Below are 15,924 nucleotides of genomic sequence, written 5' to 3'. Positions count from 1 at the left end.
ATAGCCATGTCAACGAGTTTCCATGTCAACAGTCACGATCTTCAGTTCATCCTGAAGCAGATCAAGGTCGCCGAGCTTCATGCCGGGGGCATGACGACCATCGAGGCCATCCAGCAAGTTTATGATGTGTCCGCCCAGGACGCCGCCCTGATGCCCGCAGGCCTTCGCACGGTCGATGGCCGCGACAACAATCTGCTGCCCGGGCAAGAAGACCTGGGAGCAAGCGGCACCCCATTTCCACGCTTGACAGACCCGGTCTACAGCAATGACCAGGACGGCGACAGCATTCCGGTCGGCGCACCAGGCACACCGCTTTTGACAAACACTAACTATGGGCAGCCGGGCAATGTCGTGGATGCCGATCCGCGCACGATTTCCAACCTGATCGTGGACCAGACGGCCGGCAACCCAGCGGCGGTCTATGCTGCCCTGAAGGTGCTGGGCATCACTGGCACCGAGGCCACGGCGGCGGTGAATTCGATCACCTCGGCCCATCATGCGACGATTAACGCTGCCTCGGTCAACAACACCGCCAGCGTGGCAGTGGTCACAGCGCAGAACAATCTTTTGGCTGCGACAACGGCCCACAGTGCAGCGACAACGGCCGATGCCGCGGCCGACCTAGCCGTCACCACCCTGTCCACTGCGACGACCGAGGCGAACGAAGCCGTGGATGCCGCCCAGGCGGCCCAGGCGGCTGTGAATGCCTTGGTCGTGGCGATCCTGGCAAACCCCGCCAACCCGAACATCCCGACGCTGTACCAGGCGGCCAAGGACGCCGCCTCTGCCGCCGCCACCCAGGCGTCCGACGTCGTCACGGTGCTGGGCAGCAATGCATCCCAGGAGGCGCTTGATACGCAAAGTGCGGCGCAGGATCTGCTGACCGCCCTGGATACACTGGACGATAACGGCACTGTTGACGGGACCGACCTGGCTGCCGTCACCAACGCATCGACTGCCTATAACCCGGTTGCGGCAAACGGCGGCACGGCGCAGGACAGCGCTGACGCTCTGGCCCAGGCCACGACCGAAGCCCAGGACCAGGCCGCCGAGACTCAGGCGGCTGTGGATCAGACCACTGCGGCGCGTGACGCTGCCCAAGAGGCTTATGACACGGCAGTCGCCGATGCGGGCACGGCTGCAGGCGGCTATCAACAGGCCCAGGCATTTCTGGAAAGCCTGATGGACAAGTACGGACTGGAGGTCGGCCCGGAAGGCGGCATCCGCATCGAAAACGTCTCGCCGGACATCGGCCTGACGCCTTCGTTCAACAACCTGTTCACCATCTTCGGCCAGTTCTTCGACCATGGGCTGGACCTCGTCACCAAGGGCGGCAACGGGACGGTATACATCCCGCTAGAGAACGACGATCCACTGATCGCCGGGGACGACAAGGTGTTTGGCACTGCTGACGACCTGCCGCCTCACCTCCGGTTCATGGCGCTGACCCGCGCCACGCCGGACGGCACGTCGCACACCAACATGACCACGTCCTTCGTAGACCAGAACCAGACCTATACGTCGCACGCCTCGCACCAGGTGTTCCTGCGCGAACAGGTCCGGCTGAACGTGGACCTGAATGGCGACGGTGTCGGCGACGGGTTCAAGGCCTATTCGACCGGGCGTCTCATGGACGGCCAGATGCACGGCACCATCGGGACCTGGGCGGATGTCAAGAAACAGGCTCTGGACGTTCTGGGCATCCGGCTGGAGGACACGGACGTCCACCGTGTGCCGCTGCTGGCTACAGACCAATATGGCAACCTGAAACTGGGGCCGAACGGCTATGCCCAGATGGTCATGGCGCCCGACGCCACGCATGCGACCACATGGCTTAAAGAAGGCTCCGCCGCTGGCATCAGCACTCAGGGCAGCGTGGCGGCAGGCCCGGCCTTCTTGGACGACATCGCTCACAACGCTGTGCCGGTGGTCACTGGGGGCGTCCTGCAGCCGGACGGCGACGATGAGGTAGGCTACTCGGGTGGCGTGAATACGCGTGGTCAGAACACCGCCTATGACGACGAGCTGCTGGATTCCCACTTCATCACCGGCGATGGCCGTGGGAACGAGAATATCGGCCTGTCCGCGGTCCATTCGGTGTTTCACGCCGAACACAACCGCATCGTCGAGGAAAACAAGCACACCATCCTGGAAAGCGGCGATCTGGCGTTCATCAATGAATGGCTGCTGGTGGACATCACCGAACTTCCCGACACCCAGGCCGAGATCGACGCCTTGAAGTGGGACGGCGCCCGGATGTTCCAAGCGGCCCGCTTCTCGACCGAGATGCAGTATCAGCACATGGTGTTCGAGGAATTCGCCCGGCGCATCCAGCCCGCCGTCGATCCCTTCGTGTTCACCAACACCGCCGATATCGACCCCTCGATCGTGGCGGAATTCGCCCACGCGATCTATCGCTTCGGTCACTCGATGCTGACCGACACGGTGGACCGGGTCGACAACAACCTGAACCCGATCAACGCCGCGGACGGCGAGCAGCTTTCGCTGATCGAGGCGTTCCTGAACCCTCAGGCCTACATAGGTACGGCGGACAACTTCAACGACATCCAGGGCGCCATCCTGCGCGGCCTGTCCGAGGACGTGGGATCCGAGATCGACGAATTCATCGTTCCGGCGCTCCGCAGCAACCTTCTGGGGCTGCCGCTGGATCTGGCGGCGCTGAACCTCGCCCGGGCCCGCGAAACCGGCGTTCCGTCGCTGAACCAGACGCGCGATCAACTCTATAACGACTTCGGCGTCGCGGATCTGAAACCCTATGAAAGCTGGAGCGACTTCGCCCAGCATCTCAAGAACCCGGTGTCGCTGATCAACTTCGTGGCAGCCTATGGCTCGCACAGCTCGATCACCTCGGTGGACTCGCTGGAAGCCAAGCGCACTGCCGCCACCCTGCTGGTGTTGGGGGACACCGACCTTAACGGCAACGGCACGATCGAGGCGAACGAACAGGCACCGACCGATCGAATGGCGTTTCTAAACGCCACGGGCGCCTATGCCAGCAGCGCCAGTGCAGCCCATGGGCGCGGCGGTCTCAACGACATCGACCTATGGGTCGGCGGCTTGGCCGAGAAGCTGAACGAATTCGGCGGTATGCTGGGATCGACGTTCAACTTCATCTTCGAATACCAGATGGAGCAACTTCAGAACGGCGACCGGTTCTATTACCTGTCGCGTGTTCAGGGCCTGAACCTGCTGGACGCGCTGGAAGCCAACAGCTTCGCCGACATCATCATGCGCAATTCGTCGATGGGCGACAAATACGCGCCGCACATGTATGGCCACGCCTTCCTGACCCCCGACATGATCCTGGAACTGGATCGCGGCATCGCGCAGCGCGACTACAACGGCGACAAGCCGGGCAAGGACCCGATCTGGGACGATCCGCTGCTGCAAAACATCGACCCCAAGGTCATTCGCCACTACAACGGCGCCACGACCGTGATCGAGAACGGCAAGACGCATGATGTCGGCGGCACCCTGATCTTCCGGGGGGGCGAGCATGTGGTGCTTGGCGGGACCGAAGGCAACGACACCCTCAAGGGTGATCTGGGCATCGACGCCCTGTGGGGCGACGGCGGAAACGACTATCTCAATGCCGGGCAGGAATCCGACCAGGTCTTCGGCGGCGACGGCGACGACATCATCGAGGATCCCTTCGGCGACAACTTCCTGCGCGGTGAACGCGGCAATGACGTCATCTCGGCGGCGCGCGGCATCAACCTGCTGTTCGGCGGCGAGGGCAAGGACGCCATCATGATCGGCCAAGATGGGTCCGAGGCTTTCGGTGGTGAAGGCAATGACTTCATCCTGGGCGGCTCGGGTGCGGACAACCTTCTGGGCAACGAGGGCGACGACTGGATCGAAGGCGGCGAGGGCTTCGACGTCATTTCGGGCGACAATTCCGAACTGTTCTTCAACTCGACCATCATCGGCCACGATGTCGCCTGGGGCCAGGGCAACGACCAGGACTATGACCTTGAGTCGGGCGACGACATCGCTTTTTCGGGGATCGGCGTCCAGCGGTTCGAAGGCATGTTCGGCTTTGACTGGGCGATCGCGAAATACGACGTGGCGGGCGTGAACTGGGATGCAAACATCCCGATCTTCACCTCGGTTCCTGCCGACATCCTGCGCGACCGCTTTGACCTGATGGAGGGCTTCTCCGGCTGGAAGTTCAACGACACGATCCGGGGCGACAACCGGGGAACCACTGCCGGTGACCTGGATCCAGGCCTGGACTTCGGCGAGCATGTCCTCGACGCGGCGGGTCTGGCGCGGATCAGCGGCATGACCGCGTGGTTTGGAGGGTTGCGCAGCACGCTGGCCGAACTCAGCCCCGCTGCCTACAGCAATGCCGGCGTGATGTTCCGGGACGGCAACATGCTGCTGGGCGGAGGCGGGTCCGACCTCATCCAGGGCCGGGGCGGGTTCGATGTGATCGACGGCGATGCCTGGCTGAACGTGCGCATCAAGATCGTGGTCGGCGACCAGACCTATTCGGCCGAGTCGATGAACGGCCAGACGGCGGCGGGCGGCGCGTTCGCCGGCAAGGTCTGGCAGACGGACAGCGCGGGCAATCCGCGGTTCGACCTGCCCGCAGCCTTCGGGGGACGGTCGCTGCAGTCGCTGCTGCTGGACCGAACGATCAGTCCCAGCAACATGTCCATCGTCCGTGAACTGGTCCAGGCGCCGGGTGGGGTGGATACGGCGCTGTTCAGCGGCAACCGGGCCGATTATGTCATCGAAGGCCGCGGTCAGCGGATCGACCTCAACGGCGACGGCGACCTGAACGATGCAGGCGAAAACATCATCCAGGCCGCCTATGACGTGAACGATGACGGCTTCATCTCGGTCACCGATACGCTGACGACCCGGGGGGTGTTGTTCGACGATACCGACTTCCTGAAGAACATTGAGTTGCTGCAGTTCGCGGACCGGACGATCGACCTGAGGACACCGATCGGTGTGCTGCTCGGGGCAAACCTGTCCCTGCGGGTATCGACCTTGCCCGGCGCCACAGCGCTGCCCGGCAACGGCGCGACCATCGGCGAGTTGCTGAGCGACACCGGTGCCGGCACGTTCACGCTTCAGGCGGGCAGCAGTCCGCTGGTCGCCGTCAACCCAGATGGGCTTATGACGCTGACTGGCGCCCTGGGCCAAGGGCAGACCCATACGATCAACCTGCGCTTCACCGCGCCCGGGGGTGCGTTCCAAGATGAAACCATGGTGCTTCGTTCTGGCACCACCGGCTCCAACAACATCCTTGGCGGAAACCTGGACGACATCGTCTATGCACATTCCGGCAATGACAGCGTGACCGGCGGCGACGGCGACGACGTGCTGTATGGGCAGGGGGGCACCGACACGCTGGTCGGCGGTGCGGGTGCCGATCTTCTGGTGGGCGGTGTCGGTAACGACAACATTCAGGGCGGGGCCGGCAACGACCTGATCCGCTTTGCCTGGGGAGACGGCACCGACACGGTCGATGGCGGGACGGAAACCGACGTCATCCGTTATGACGGAAACGCCGCCGCCAACGCGGTTACCGCCAACTGGAACGGAACCTCCGTGGTGTCGATGAGCAGTCTGGCCAGCATTGTGGGTGTTGAAAGCATCCTGCTGGACCTGGGCGATGGCACCGATACGCTCAGCTATGGCACCAGCGTGGGAAATGCGGTGGTGAACCTGACCACCGGTTTCGCGTCGGGCTTCACTTCGGCTCTGGGTATCGATAACGCTACCGGCGGCAATGGTGCCGACAACCTGACCGGCAACAGCGGGGCCAATACGCTGTCGGGCGGCGCGGGCGTGGATATGCTTCTCGCGACGGTCGATGACGTCCGGGACGTCTACAATGGCGGGGCCGGGATCGATACGATCGACTACAGCGCCTATGGCTCGGGCCTGACGATCGATCTTGCCGTGGCAACCGCGGTCGTGGCGGGCAGCGGCGGGACGGCTGGGACGTCGGACACGGTCACGGGGATCGAGAACATCATCGGGGGCACTGGCAACGACACCTTCTTCGGCAGCAATGCCGTCAACCGTCTTTCCGGTGGCGACGGCAGCGACACGATCAGCGGTAACGGCGGCAACGACCTCCTGTTCGGCGGTGCCGGAAATGATGTCCTGATCGGCGGGGCGGGTGTTGATCAACTTACGGGGGAGGCGGGAGACGACATCTTCGTCTTCGCCAGTCTGGCCGCAAGCACCGTGACCGCCAGCGACATCATCCTCGACTTTGAAGGTGGTGATGATACCGGAGGCGACCTAATCGACGTCAGGGGTCTTGCGGCCCTGCCCTTCACCTTCATCGGGACTGATGGCTTCGCTGCTGGATCGTCGAACCAGGTCCGCTACAGCATTCAGGGGGGCGAAACCTTGGTGTTCATCGACACCGACACCGACACAGGCGCAGAGGCCCGCATCCGCATTGCGGGTGTGGTACAACTCGAGGCCGGCGACTTTCTGTTCTGAACGCGGTCTGCCTGTCTTGAAGAACCGGTGCGCCCTGAAAAGGGGCGCACCATCAGCTTTCAGGCTCATCGACTGGAAGAACTCGCTTGATAGCGTTCGAATATGGCCTTCTGAAGGCGAGCTGACATGAGCTTCAATGATGCATCCGCTTTCTGAAGACTGCCGAAAGTTCGGCATCTCCTTCTTCGCTTGCCTGGGTGATCGGCCCGGTCTCAAGGGGGCCACCGGCTGCATCCCATTTCTTCCGGAGCTCGTCGCAGTTCGGCCCGCCTGAACCGAGTTGCCCGGAAATCTGCCTCAGCTACCCCCCACTCGTAAGCGGGGCAGATTTCCGGGCAGGATTGTTGCGCCTGTGGCAGATGTCTGATTCAACATGCTCGTCGCAGTTCGGCCCGCCTGAACCGAGTTGCCCGGAAATCTGCCTCAGCTACCCCCCACTCGTAAGCGGGGCAGATTTCCGGGCAGGATTGTTGCGCCTGTGGCAGATGTCTGATTCAACATGGCATGAGCCCGCTTTCGGACGATGGATCTGAGACGCTGCCGCCCGACGCCTTGCGCCGGCTTGTTGTCGATCTGTCGCAGCGGCTTGGAGCACTTGAGGCGCAGGTGGCCGAGCTGCGGGACGAGCTCGAAAAGACCGAAATGGCTCGTGCTACCCTGCAGGCCGAGAACCAAGACTTGCGCGACGAGATTGCACGCTTGAAGAACCTGCCGCCCCGGCCGCCGTTCAAACCGTCTGGCATGGAAAAGGCGACGAACCGCGAACCCGGCAAGCCAAGCGGGACACGTCGGCCAAGGGGCGCCAAGCGAGACACGGACCGTGTCAGCCGCGAGGAAGTGCTGATAGCTGAGGCTCCAGCAGGATCGCGCTTCAAGGGCTATGAAACTTGCTTGGTCCGCGAACTGGTAATCTCGGCGGAACTCATCCGCTATCGGCGGGAGCGCTGGCTGACACCGGAGGGCAAAAGGGTCATTGCGCCCTTGCCGGAAGGACTGCTCGGCGGCTTTGGCGCCAACCTGCGCCTGTTCTGTCTTGTGCTTCATGCCCAGGGGCAGGTGACGACGGAGCGGCTGACCGCGATCCTGAACGGGATCGGCATGGACATCTCCAAGCGCCAGGTGGTGCGTATCCTGACCAGCGGGCTCGACGATTTTGTCGCTGAGGATCAGGCGATTCTGCGGGCAGGCCTGGCCACCGCGCCTTATATCAGCGTGGATGACACCGGTGCCCGACATGCCCGCCGTGATGGCATCACCACGCAGATCGGCGGCAGTCGGTTCAGCGTCTTTCGCACGGGCCGCTCGAAGTCACGGCTGAACTTCTTGTCTCTGCTGCGGGCCGGGTGCGAGGATTATGTGATCAACGATGCGGCGCTCGATTACATGCGCCACCGAAAGGTAGCGCCGGACGTCATCAGCAAGCTTGCTGCCCATCGCGAGACGTCATTTGCCTCGCAAATGGCCTGGTATGATCATCTGGTGAGGCTGCGCCTCGACGTCTTCGACCGCACACTGGTGCGCGAGTTCACCGAGGCGGCCCTCTGGGGCGCGGTGCGCCACCATGGATTGATGGGCAACACGGTGGTCGTGTCCGACGATGCCGGGCAGTTCCGCATTCCCAATCATGCCCTGTGTTGGGTTCATGCAGAGCGGCTGCTGCAGAAGCTGATGCCGAAAACCCCCGAGCAGACGCGCAAGCTGGAAAAGGTCCAAGACCAGATCTGGGCGCTCTACCGCAACCTGAAGCTGTGGAAGCAAGAGCCGTCCGCGAAGGAGGCGCTTGTCCTCGCCCAACGCTTCGACGACATCTTCGGGCAACGCACCCGTTACAAGGAGCTGGGCCAGTTGCTTGCTCGCCTGCACCGGCGAAAGCACGAACTGCTGAAGGTGCTGGAGCGCCCCGAGATCCCGCTCCACACCAATGCCTCGGAAAACGACCTGCGCGCTTGCGTGACCAAGCGCCGGATCTCGGGCGGCACCATGAGCGCCGATGGCCGCCAGGCTCGCGATGTCATGCTCGGGTTGATGAAGACCTGCCGAAAGCTTGGCATCTCCTTCTTCGCCTATTTGGGTGACCGGCTCGGCGTCAAAGGGCTCACTGGCTGTATCCCGTTTCTTCCAGAGCTCGTCGCCGTTCGGCCTGCCTGAACCGAGTTGCCCGGAAATCTGCCCCAGTTACCCCCCCACTCCGTAACCGGGGCAGATTGCGGGGCACGGTATTGCGCTTGTGATCTTGGTCTGATTCAAAATCGTATGGGCCTGTCATCGGATGATACCTTTGGGACGCTGAGCGCCGACAGTTTGCGTCGGCTCGGAACGCTCGCCCGCGTCACCGACAATCCCAATGTCAGGCTGCCCGCCGTGGCGACCTGATCAAACCCTGACCTTTCCGAGGGTCGGCGCTCATAAACCACGCCACGGGAACATTATCGGGCCAAAGCCTTGGGCGTCGCAAACCATCGGATACGCCGCCTCATCCGGGCAGGCGTGCTGCCTGCCGAGCAGGTTGTTCGTGGCGCGCCTTGCCAAATCCGTGCCGATGACCTCGACTCGACGCAGGATCACGCCGCGGCAACCCGAAACAGTCGCCTATGTCGCCTCGCCGATACAGACACGCTTCCAAGGTTTACAGATAGGTGATGAAGGAGTGCGCAATGACTCGGCCGTCGCCAAGCTCATAGCTACCTGCTCCCTGCATTTCAGTCCTTTATCTCGATAGCAGGGACAATGCGGCAGCATAGCGGTTGCTGGTCGTCGCGGTTTGGACCTGTGACAGGGCAAGATAGCGCGTGGTCAGCTTGTCGATGGTGGCGTCCGTCGAAATCGCGGAAAAGCTGCTGCTGCCCAGAAACCGTTCCGAGGCCGACATGAACTCCTCAAGCTGACGATCGACCGACAGGTTGGCGATTGAACTGGGCATCCTGAAGGCCCCTGCAAAAACGGTGCGCAGAGGTTCGTTGCCCAGAACTTCATACCACAGCGTCTTGTCGCTGGATGTGCGGGTGGCAAAGGCCTTGACCTCGTTCCGGGCGTTCAGGGCTAGGCGATAGCTTTCATCCCCCTCGCCCACGCGCTTTTCGAATTGCCGTTGGACATAGGCCTGCGTCAGTGCCTTACCGGTCGCGACGGCGTCTGTCCGCTTGTCAAAAGCTTGGGCCAGCTTCAGATAACGCTTGTCCCCCAACCGGTTGACCAAGGATGCGCTGTCCCCCAAATCCGCTTCCAACACCTTGCGGATGAAGGCCTTGCTGGCAAGGTCGCTGTCCAGGCCAAATGCACCAAGCGCCACCTGCAACATCTTGTAATCATTAACTAAATCCGCAGCCGTGGTGGTGGCCGTCAGGTTTTCCCGGAGATAGGCGGTGGCCCGTTGCACCGCAGGGTCTTTCGCCGTGGCCTCGACCTGACGGGACTCCATGCGCTGCAAGACCCGCCATCCCGCCAAGCCGCTTAACCCCACGGTGATTGCTGCGGTCATGGCACACTCATTGGCGGCGGGCCTGAATAAGCTGATCCTCCTGGGGCAGCAGGTCGCGCAGCCGCCGCAGGGCGGGATAAACTGCACCGTCTTCGACGCTGATCCGCGCGTCGCACAGGGAAGCCTGGCTGGCCTTGTCCTCGAACACCAAGGCCAGCTGTGCGATAGCCAAGAGCAATTGGCGCCTGCCTTCGTCTAGACCAGCGTCACCTGACAGGATCAGTTGCGCGATATAGCAGGCACGCCCGACAGGGGTGTTGGCGCGGTCGGGATGGATCGCGTCCTTGAGGCGCAGGACATTCGCATTGGGCGTGCGGATGGCGATCTTGGATCGACGATCACCGTTTTCGATAACGGCCCCGTTGATCAGCACGCGTTCGTTTGGCGCAAGCTTCAGAACAAGGCCGCTCATACCGAGGCCTCCTGGCGCAACCCGCGCATCATGGCCATATTGATGTCGATCAGCGGGGCAAGGCTAACTTTGCCTGACAGCGCCAGATGCCCGTGTCGCAGGGCAAACCCTGCCAGCGACAGCAGGCCTGCGCGGACATGATCCCGCAGCGCATTGCCAGGGCTGGCGAGGTCGCTGGCCAGAATTGTCCACAACTGGTTGTTCTTGTCCACCGCGGCAATCCGGTCAATGCCATGCCCGGCCTCATCTGCCTGGCGCAACATGCGGGTGACGCGAGAAAAGACATCGTATTCGACATCGCGCGCGGTGCGAACAACGCTGTTGCCGTATTTGGTGGGGGAATAAGAGGGGACCGCGTTCAAGGGTGATCATCCTGATCTGAAGGGTCAGTGATAACGGGGCGCTACAAAGGCGCCCCATCAGGGTGCAGTGGATCAGCGGAACAGGCTGAGGATTGCCGAGGGTGCCTGGTTGGCGATGGAAAGCGCCTGGATGCCCAGTTGCTGCTGGGTTTGCAGCGCTTGGAGGCGAGCGGAGGCTTCCTCCATGTCGGCGTCTACCATGGAACCGATGCCCGTGGTCAGCGCGTCGGACAGCTTGCTGATAAAGTTGCCCTGTTTTTCGATCTGGCTTTCAACCGACCCCAGTTCGGCGCCCTTTGTGGTAATGGTATCGATCAAAGACTTGATCGCGCCCAAGGCATTCGCACGACCGGTGTCGGTTGTAACGTCGATGCTGTCCAAGGCCGCGAGTTCACCAGCACCGGCATTCCGATATTGGCCGGAAACAGCAAGGTCCTCGGCGCCACCATTGGCCAGCACCAGTTCTCCGGCGTTCGCGCTGTCATAGTCAACGGTCAGCCCCTCGATCCCCAAGGCTTCGATTGCCTTCTTCATGCCAACCGCAATCAGATCCGACGGCGAGGCGGCAGCAACATCCTCTGCCGTCACCGTATAACTCGCTGTTTTCCCCCCGATCGAGATCGACAGCTTATCGCCCTCTGCCGCGACAGTGCCGTCCAGCGCGATGGTGGTGGTGCCAGCAGCGTTCAGGCTGGTGCCGAAGGTGTCTGCATTCGTCGAGGCACCAGTCGTGCCGGTGAACACCGCTGCCGCCGTATAGTCGCCTGCACCAAGATCTTTCTTCGTAACTGTGATTTGGGCGGCATTGACGTTGCCAGCATCGTCACGGTTAAGAGACGACAGATAACTGACGTTTCCGGTGCCTTTGAGCAGGTTCACGCCCTGAAACTGTGCGCCATCGATTGTAGCTTTGATGTTTTCCACCAAGCCTTCGATATCGGCTTGCAGGGCCGTCGTGCCGACACCCGATTGGGACTGGACGATCTTGTCGCTGATCGTCTTGAGATCTTCGGCGACCGACTCCACGGCAACTCGGGCCGTTGCGACGGTTGACCCCGCCGTGGACAGGCCGCTGCCTACGGCCTTGAGGTTGGTCACGTCAGTTTCCATGATTTTCGAAACCGCCCAGATCGCAGCATTGTCTTTGGCATTCCCGATGGCTTTGCCGGTCGAAATCTCGGACTGGGCCTTATTCAGGCTGGCATTGACGTTCTTGAGAGTCTGCAGGGCGACGATGGCGCCGTTGTTGGTCAGAATACTGGACATCTTATCCTCGGATATAATGGATGCTTTGCATCCTTGATTGTGACAATTGGCCTTCTGACCCTGGGCGTTTATCCCTGTGCCGCTTTTGGCATGACCACAGTCCTAGCAGCCGGTGATTGATGGATAGTGAATTTCCCCTTGCCCCTCAAATACCGAACACAGAGGATTTTAGTTAAAACCGCTGCGCCAGCATGGCATTGGTGGACGTATTGCGGCGCTGGCCTGCCTGATCATAGGTTTGCAGGCTGCGCGCATTCTTGACGATGTCGCGGATCTGGTCGATGGCACGCTGGGTGCCGCGCGCCGAATCCTCGGCCAGGCGGCGCAGGTGGTGCAGGACCGGTTCGATCTGCGCCTTTGATTCGGCATCCAGCCCGTCGCGGTCGAATCGGCGGGCAAGCGTCTCGATCCGGGCAAGGGCCTGGGCCGCGTCGCCGGAGATGATGGCTTGTTCGATGCCGCGCAGGATTTCGCGGTGCCTCGGTTTCATTGCCCCATCCATTTGCTGAATCCCAGATCCATGCGACCCGCCAAGGCGGTGGCCTGTTCCTGGATCAGGAAGCTGGAAAACTGGTCTTCGCCAATGCCGCCGCCGAACGCGCCGGTGTTGGATTTCGGACCGCAGTATTTCAGCATCTCCTCCAGAAACAGTTGTTCGAGTTGTTCGGATGGCGGCCGTGGCGGGGACGCGGACGCCGTTGAAACTTGGTTGACCTGCATGATCATTTTCCCGATTGCGGATATTTTTCATGATTAGCGTCTCACGGTAAATAAATCGTAAGGACTTATCCTTATTCCTGAAGGCCTCAGGTTGGGAATCGGGCCTATGTCAGAGAGTTTTGTTCTACCGGTCGCGAATATGATCCAAGCCTCGGTTCTTGCCGAACCTGTGGTCGAGGGCGAGGAGGATGCATCGGACTTCACCGTCGAGGAGGTTGCGATTGACGAGTTGCCGACCGATGCGATTTCGGCGGGCATGGTTGCTGGCGGCCAGCCCCCGCAGGACCGGTTGCAGATGCTGATCGAGGACTTGTCGGGGATTACCGGCGCCTTTCGCCAAGCTCCGGCCGAGAAGGGGCAAGAGGGAGTGGAGGCGGATATCCCCGAAATCAAGGTGGCTCCGCCCGAATTGGGGCCGCGGATCGCCCAGGCCGCGCCACTTGATCCCCCGTCTGCCCTGTTGGTCCAGGCGACCCCCGATCTGCCGCAGATCGACCTTGTGCCCGCCGACCCGTCCCCCCTGCCCGTTCATCCGTCGCGCGACGCCGCAGCGGCGTCCCCGGACCGGCCGCTGATCCGGGTTCCTGTCCCGTCGGTGGTGCGCCAGATGGCGGAAGCGATCGTCACAGCCCGCGAGGACCGGATCGAGGTTGCCCTTGCGCCCGAGGAACTGGGCCGCATCCGCATGGTCATGACCGGGCCGGAACACAGCCCCCATGTGCTGGTCTGGGCCGAACGGCCCGAGGTCCTGGACCAGCTGCGCCGCAATGCCGCGATCTTGCAGGACTGTTTCGGCGATGCCGGAATGGCCGACGCGTCCTTTGAGTTCCAAGACGACAACGGGACCGGGGCTGGTGGCCAGCAGCCGTTTCCCGAAGCGGCCCGGCAGGGCTTTGACGTGACCGAATCCGTTCCTGTTCCCGTTGCCTGGACGCCCATGGCGATCCCGGCGCGTCTGGACATCCGCATCTGAAAGGAAAAACGCTTGGTTTCCGCAATCACCGGCGCGACGACCGCGACCGCCGCCTCGGCCGCCCCGCCCACCGCTTCCACGACCGCCCAATCGACAAATTTCGACACCTTCCTCAAGATGCTGACCACGCAGTTGCAGAACCAGGATCCCCTGAACCCGATGGAGGGCAGCGATTTCGCCGTCCAGCTTGCGACCTTCTCGGGGGTCGAACAGCAGGCGCAGACCAACAAGCTGCTGGAACAGATGCTGACGCAGTCGGGCGGCAGCCTGGGCCAGCTGGCCGAGTGGATTGGGAAAGAGGTGCGGACGACCGAACCCGTCTGGTTCGGTGACAAGCCGCTGACATTGGACATCGCGCCGGACAGCCGCGCCGACAACGTCACCTTGGTGACGCTGAACGAAGCGGGCAAGGAGGTGCTGAGAGAGGAAATCGGGCCGGGCGAAGGCCAGATCGACTGGCTGGGCCGCAATGACAGCGGTGAGAAGCTGGCCGACGGTCGCTATTTCTTTGTCATCGAAAGCATGAAGTCGGGCGAGGTGATTTCCGAAGATCGGGTCGGCGCCTATGTCCGCGTGGCCGAGGCCGAGGTCGGCGCACAAGGGATCGAGTTGATCTTTGAAGGGGGCGGATCGGCCCTTGCTGCCCAGATCGAGGCCCTTCGCGGCGGAACCTAAAGCTGCGGCAGAAAGGCGCCGCGCATCGTCAGGATCTCCTCGCTGATCCGGGCGGTGGCGGGACTGGGCTGCCGATCGGCGCGGCGCAGCAGATACCAGCTTCGCTGGATCGGCAGTCCGATGCCCCGCAGCGCGATCAGGCGGCCCGACCGCAATTCTTCGGTCACGGTGTGCTGGGATATCAGCGCAATCCCCAGGCCCGCGATCACCGCCTGCTTGATCGTCTCGTTGGTGCCCATTTCGACCGCGCGCCATGTCGCGCCTTCGCCGATGCGATCCAGAAAGCGGGTCATCAGGATCCGGGTACCCGATCCTTCCTCGCGTGACAGAAAGGTCTGGGCCAGCAGGTCGCCGGGCATCACCGGGTCAGATGTGGCCAGTGGATGATCGGGTGCGGCGATGATGATATGGGGATGAGGTCCGACAGGATCGGCGATCACCGGCGGTTCGCGCGGCGGGCGGCCCATGATCGCCAGATCCAGCTGATCGCCCGCAAGCGCCGCCAGGATCGTGTCTCGGTTGCCAATGCGCAACGTCACCTCGATATCGGGCAAAAGTCGCAAAAGCCGGGCGACCAGGCCGGGGGCGAAATATTTGCCGGTGGACACCACGCCCAGCACCACGGTGCCAACATGGCCTTGCTGCAGGGCGCGGATATCGCGCCCTGCGCGGGCCAGGGCGGTGGCGATCTGCGCCTCGGCCAAAAGCAAGGCCTGCCCCTCGGGGGTGGGACGAAAGGCGCCGTGCTCGGCCCGAGCTACCAGGGGGCGACCGGCCAACTCCTCTAGCCCCCGCAGCTGGCTGTGGATGGCAGGCGTGGTTAATCCCAGCAGGCTTGCGGCGCCCGTCAGGCTGCCGCTGTCAGCCACCGCGCGCAGGCAGCGCAGCTGCCGCAAGCTGATCCCGTCAATCTTCATTTTCATCAAATTCTAATACATCTTCCAGATTATTAAATTTCCTTGAAATTTTCTGCCTGTCAATCTGCCCTCGTCGAACGCCATGAGGAGGGGCCGATGACCGCGCCCAGCATCGAAACGACTCATATGCTGCCGCAAGTCCGGCCGCTGATGCCATCGACCCGCTGGATGGGTCGTCGAACATCGTCACCAATATGTCCATCGGCACGATCTTCGCGGTCTGTCCCGCCAAGGATCAGCCTGACGCCAGCTTCTTGCGCCCCGCGTGCGAATTGACCGCAGGGGGATGCATCATCCTTGGTCCGCGCTGCTGCCTGATGGTCCGCTTTGGCGACGGCACGCAAATCTATACGCTGAACCCCGACACGGACAGCTTCAACCTGACCGCCCCGCGCATGACGATGCCTGGCTGCTTTTTTGAATTTGCCATCAACGCGTCGCACTATCGTCATTGGCCGCCCGATCCGCGCCTATATCGACGGGTGCCTGGCGGGATCGACGGTCCCCGTGCGCAGAACCTCAACAGGCGGTGGATCGCGTCCCTGGTGGCCACCCGCATCGGATCCTGATGCGGGTGGCATCTTCCTTTATCCGTCGGACGCCCGAAAAGGCTATGAAAGGACCGG

Annotated in this window: 13 protein-coding genes; 5 read left to right on the top strand and 8 right to left on the bottom strand. The window is 62.3% G+C overall.

Annotation, left to right across the window (positions count from 1 at the left end; genetic code table 11):
- Positions 1 to 6: 6 nt before the first annotated feature.
- Together Q5701_RS15535 and Q5701_RS15530 are read left to right on the top strand one after the other, a co-directional pair.
- Positions 7 to 6,495: a peroxidase family protein gene (locus Q5701_RS15535; RefSeq protein WP_306751906.1), complete on the top strand. Its 6,489-nt coding sequence runs from the start codon at positions 7 to 9 to the stop codon at positions 6,493 to 6,495.
- A 504-nt stretch (positions 6,496 to 6,999) separates the two neighbouring features.
- On the top strand, positions 7,000 to 8,643 hold the full coding sequence (locus tag Q5701_RS15530) for an IS66 family transposase (protein WP_306751905.1): 1,644 nt from the start codon (positions 7,000 to 7,002) through the stop codon (positions 8,641 to 8,643).
- Between the two features lie 559 nt (positions 8,644 to 9,202).
- On the opposite strand, the gene Q5701_RS15525 is transcribed toward Q5701_RS15530, so the two are convergent.
- The 6 genes from Q5701_RS15525 to Q5701_RS15500 all read right to left on the bottom strand — a co-directional run bounded on the left by Q5701_RS15525 (position 9,203) and on the right by Q5701_RS15500 (position 12,733).
- A complete protein-coding gene (locus tag Q5701_RS15525; RefSeq protein ID WP_306751904.1) occupies positions 9,203 to 9,973 on the bottom strand; it encodes a DUF1217 domain-containing protein in 771 nt (256 codons plus the stop codon).
- 7 nt (positions 9,974 to 9,980) lie between these two features.
- Positions 9,981 to 10,385: a flagellar biosynthesis repressor FlbT gene (flbT, locus tag Q5701_RS15520; RefSeq protein ID WP_306751902.1), complete on the bottom strand. Its 405-nt coding sequence runs from the start codon at positions 10,383 to 10,385 to the stop codon at positions 9,981 to 9,983.
- Entirely contained in the window at positions 10,382 to 10,747 is a 366-nt protein-coding gene (flaF, locus tag Q5701_RS15515; protein ID WP_306751901.1) for a flagellar biosynthesis regulator FlaF, read from the bottom strand. The genes flbT and flaF overlap by 4 nt, the downstream gene beginning before the upstream one ends.
- Before the next feature lie 72 nt (positions 10,748 to 10,819).
- Entirely contained in the window at positions 10,820 to 12,013 is a 1,194-nt protein-coding gene (locus Q5701_RS15510; protein ID WP_306751899.1) for a flagellin N-terminal helical domain-containing protein, read from the bottom strand.
- A gap of 172 nt (positions 12,014 to 12,185) precedes the next feature.
- Positions 12,186 to 12,503, bottom strand: coding sequence for a hypothetical protein (locus Q5701_RS15505; protein ID WP_306751898.1), 318 nt, complete (start codon positions 12,501 to 12,503; stop codon positions 12,186 to 12,188).
- Entirely contained in the window at positions 12,500 to 12,733 is a 234-nt protein-coding gene (locus Q5701_RS15500) for a hypothetical protein (RefSeq protein ID WP_306751896.1), read from the bottom strand. The genes Q5701_RS15505 and Q5701_RS15500 overlap by 4 nt, the downstream gene beginning before the upstream one ends.
- A gap of 139 nt (positions 12,734 to 12,872) precedes the next feature.
- Between Q5701_RS15500 and fliK the strand changes: the two genes are divergently transcribed.
- Both fliK and Q5701_RS15490 read left to right on the top strand, forming a co-directional pair.
- Positions 12,873 to 13,706 (top strand): flagellar hook-length control protein FliK, encoded by an 834-nt coding sequence (gene fliK, locus Q5701_RS15495; RefSeq protein WP_306751894.1) that lies wholly within the window; start codon positions 12,873 to 12,875, stop codon positions 13,704 to 13,706.
- Positions 13,707 to 13,718: 12 nt separating this feature from the next.
- Positions 13,719 to 14,381: a flagellar hook capping FlgD N-terminal domain-containing protein gene (locus Q5701_RS15490; protein ID WP_306751892.1), complete on the top strand. Its 663-nt coding sequence runs from the start codon at positions 13,719 to 13,721 to the stop codon at positions 14,379 to 14,381.
- Here the strand turns inward: Q5701_RS15490 and cbbR are convergent.
- Positions 14,378 to 15,304, bottom strand: a complete 927-nt coding sequence (cbbR, locus tag Q5701_RS15485; protein WP_306751891.1) for a LysR family regulator CbbR — start codon at positions 15,302 to 15,304, stop codon at positions 14,378 to 14,380. The two genes, Q5701_RS15490 and cbbR, sit on opposite strands and share 4 nt — an antisense overlap.
- Complete coding sequence (locus tag Q5701_RS15480) at positions 15,288 to 15,488, bottom strand: hypothetical protein (RefSeq protein WP_306751890.1); 201 nt, start codon at positions 15,486 to 15,488, stop codon at positions 15,288 to 15,290. The genes cbbR and Q5701_RS15480 overlap by 17 nt, the downstream gene beginning before the upstream one ends.
- A gap of 4 nt (positions 15,489 to 15,492) precedes the next feature.
- On the opposite strand from Q5701_RS15480, the gene Q5701_RS15475 reads away from it, so the two are divergent.
- The gene (locus tag Q5701_RS15475; protein ID WP_306751889.1) at positions 15,493 to 15,867 is read left to right on the top strand and encodes an FIG domain-containing protein; all 375 of its coding nucleotides are present in this window, start codon (positions 15,493 to 15,495) and stop codon (positions 15,865 to 15,867) included.
- Positions 15,868 to 15,924: the final 57 nt, after the last annotated feature.

The organism is Paracoccus actinidiae, from assembly GCF_030863885.1.
Classification (GTDB): Bacteria; Pseudomonadota; Alphaproteobacteria; order Rhodobacterales; family Rhodobacteraceae; genus Paracoccus; species Paracoccus everestensis.
Note: the sequence above shows the minus strand (reverse complement) of the source record. Positions and strands in the feature narration are given on the sequence as shown.

Excerpts from the sequence above, each read along its gene's own strand:
- flbT (WP_306751902.1), bottom strand. The coding sequence starts at position 10,385 with ATGAGCGGCCTTGTTCTGAAGCTTGCGCCAAACGAACGCGTGCTGATC.
- Q5701_RS15475 (WP_306751889.1), top strand. The coding sequence starts at position 15,493 with ATGTCCATCGGCACGATCTTCGCGGTCTGTCCCGCCAAGGATCAGCCT.
- Q5701_RS15525 (WP_306751904.1), bottom strand. The coding sequence starts at position 9,973 with ATGACCGCAGCAATCACCGTGGGGTTAAGCGGCTTGGCGGGATGGCGG.
- cbbR (WP_306751891.1), bottom strand. The coding sequence starts at position 15,304 with ATGAAAATGAAGATTGACGGGATCAGCTTGCGGCAGCTGCGCTGCCTG.
- Q5701_RS15510 (WP_306751899.1), bottom strand. The coding sequence starts at position 12,013 with ATGTCCAGTATTCTGACCAACAACGGCGCCATCGTCGCCCTGCAGACT.
- Q5701_RS15530 (WP_306751905.1), top strand. The coding sequence starts at position 7,000 with ATGAGCCCGCTTTCGGACGATGGATCTGAGACGCTGCCGCCCGACGCC.
- Q5701_RS15500 (WP_306751896.1), bottom strand. The coding sequence starts at position 12,733 with ATGCAGGTCAACCAAGTTTCAACGGCGTCCGCGTCCCCGCCACGGCCG.
- Q5701_RS15505 (WP_306751898.1), bottom strand. The coding sequence starts at position 12,503 with ATGAAACCGAGGCACCGCGAAATCCTGCGCGGCATCGAACAAGCCATC.
- Q5701_RS15535 (WP_306751906.1), top strand. The coding sequence starts at position 7 with ATGTCAACGAGTTTCCATGTCAACAGTCACGATCTTCAGTTCATCCTG.
- fliK (WP_306751894.1), top strand. The coding sequence starts at position 12,873 with ATGATCCAAGCCTCGGTTCTTGCCGAACCTGTGGTCGAGGGCGAGGAG.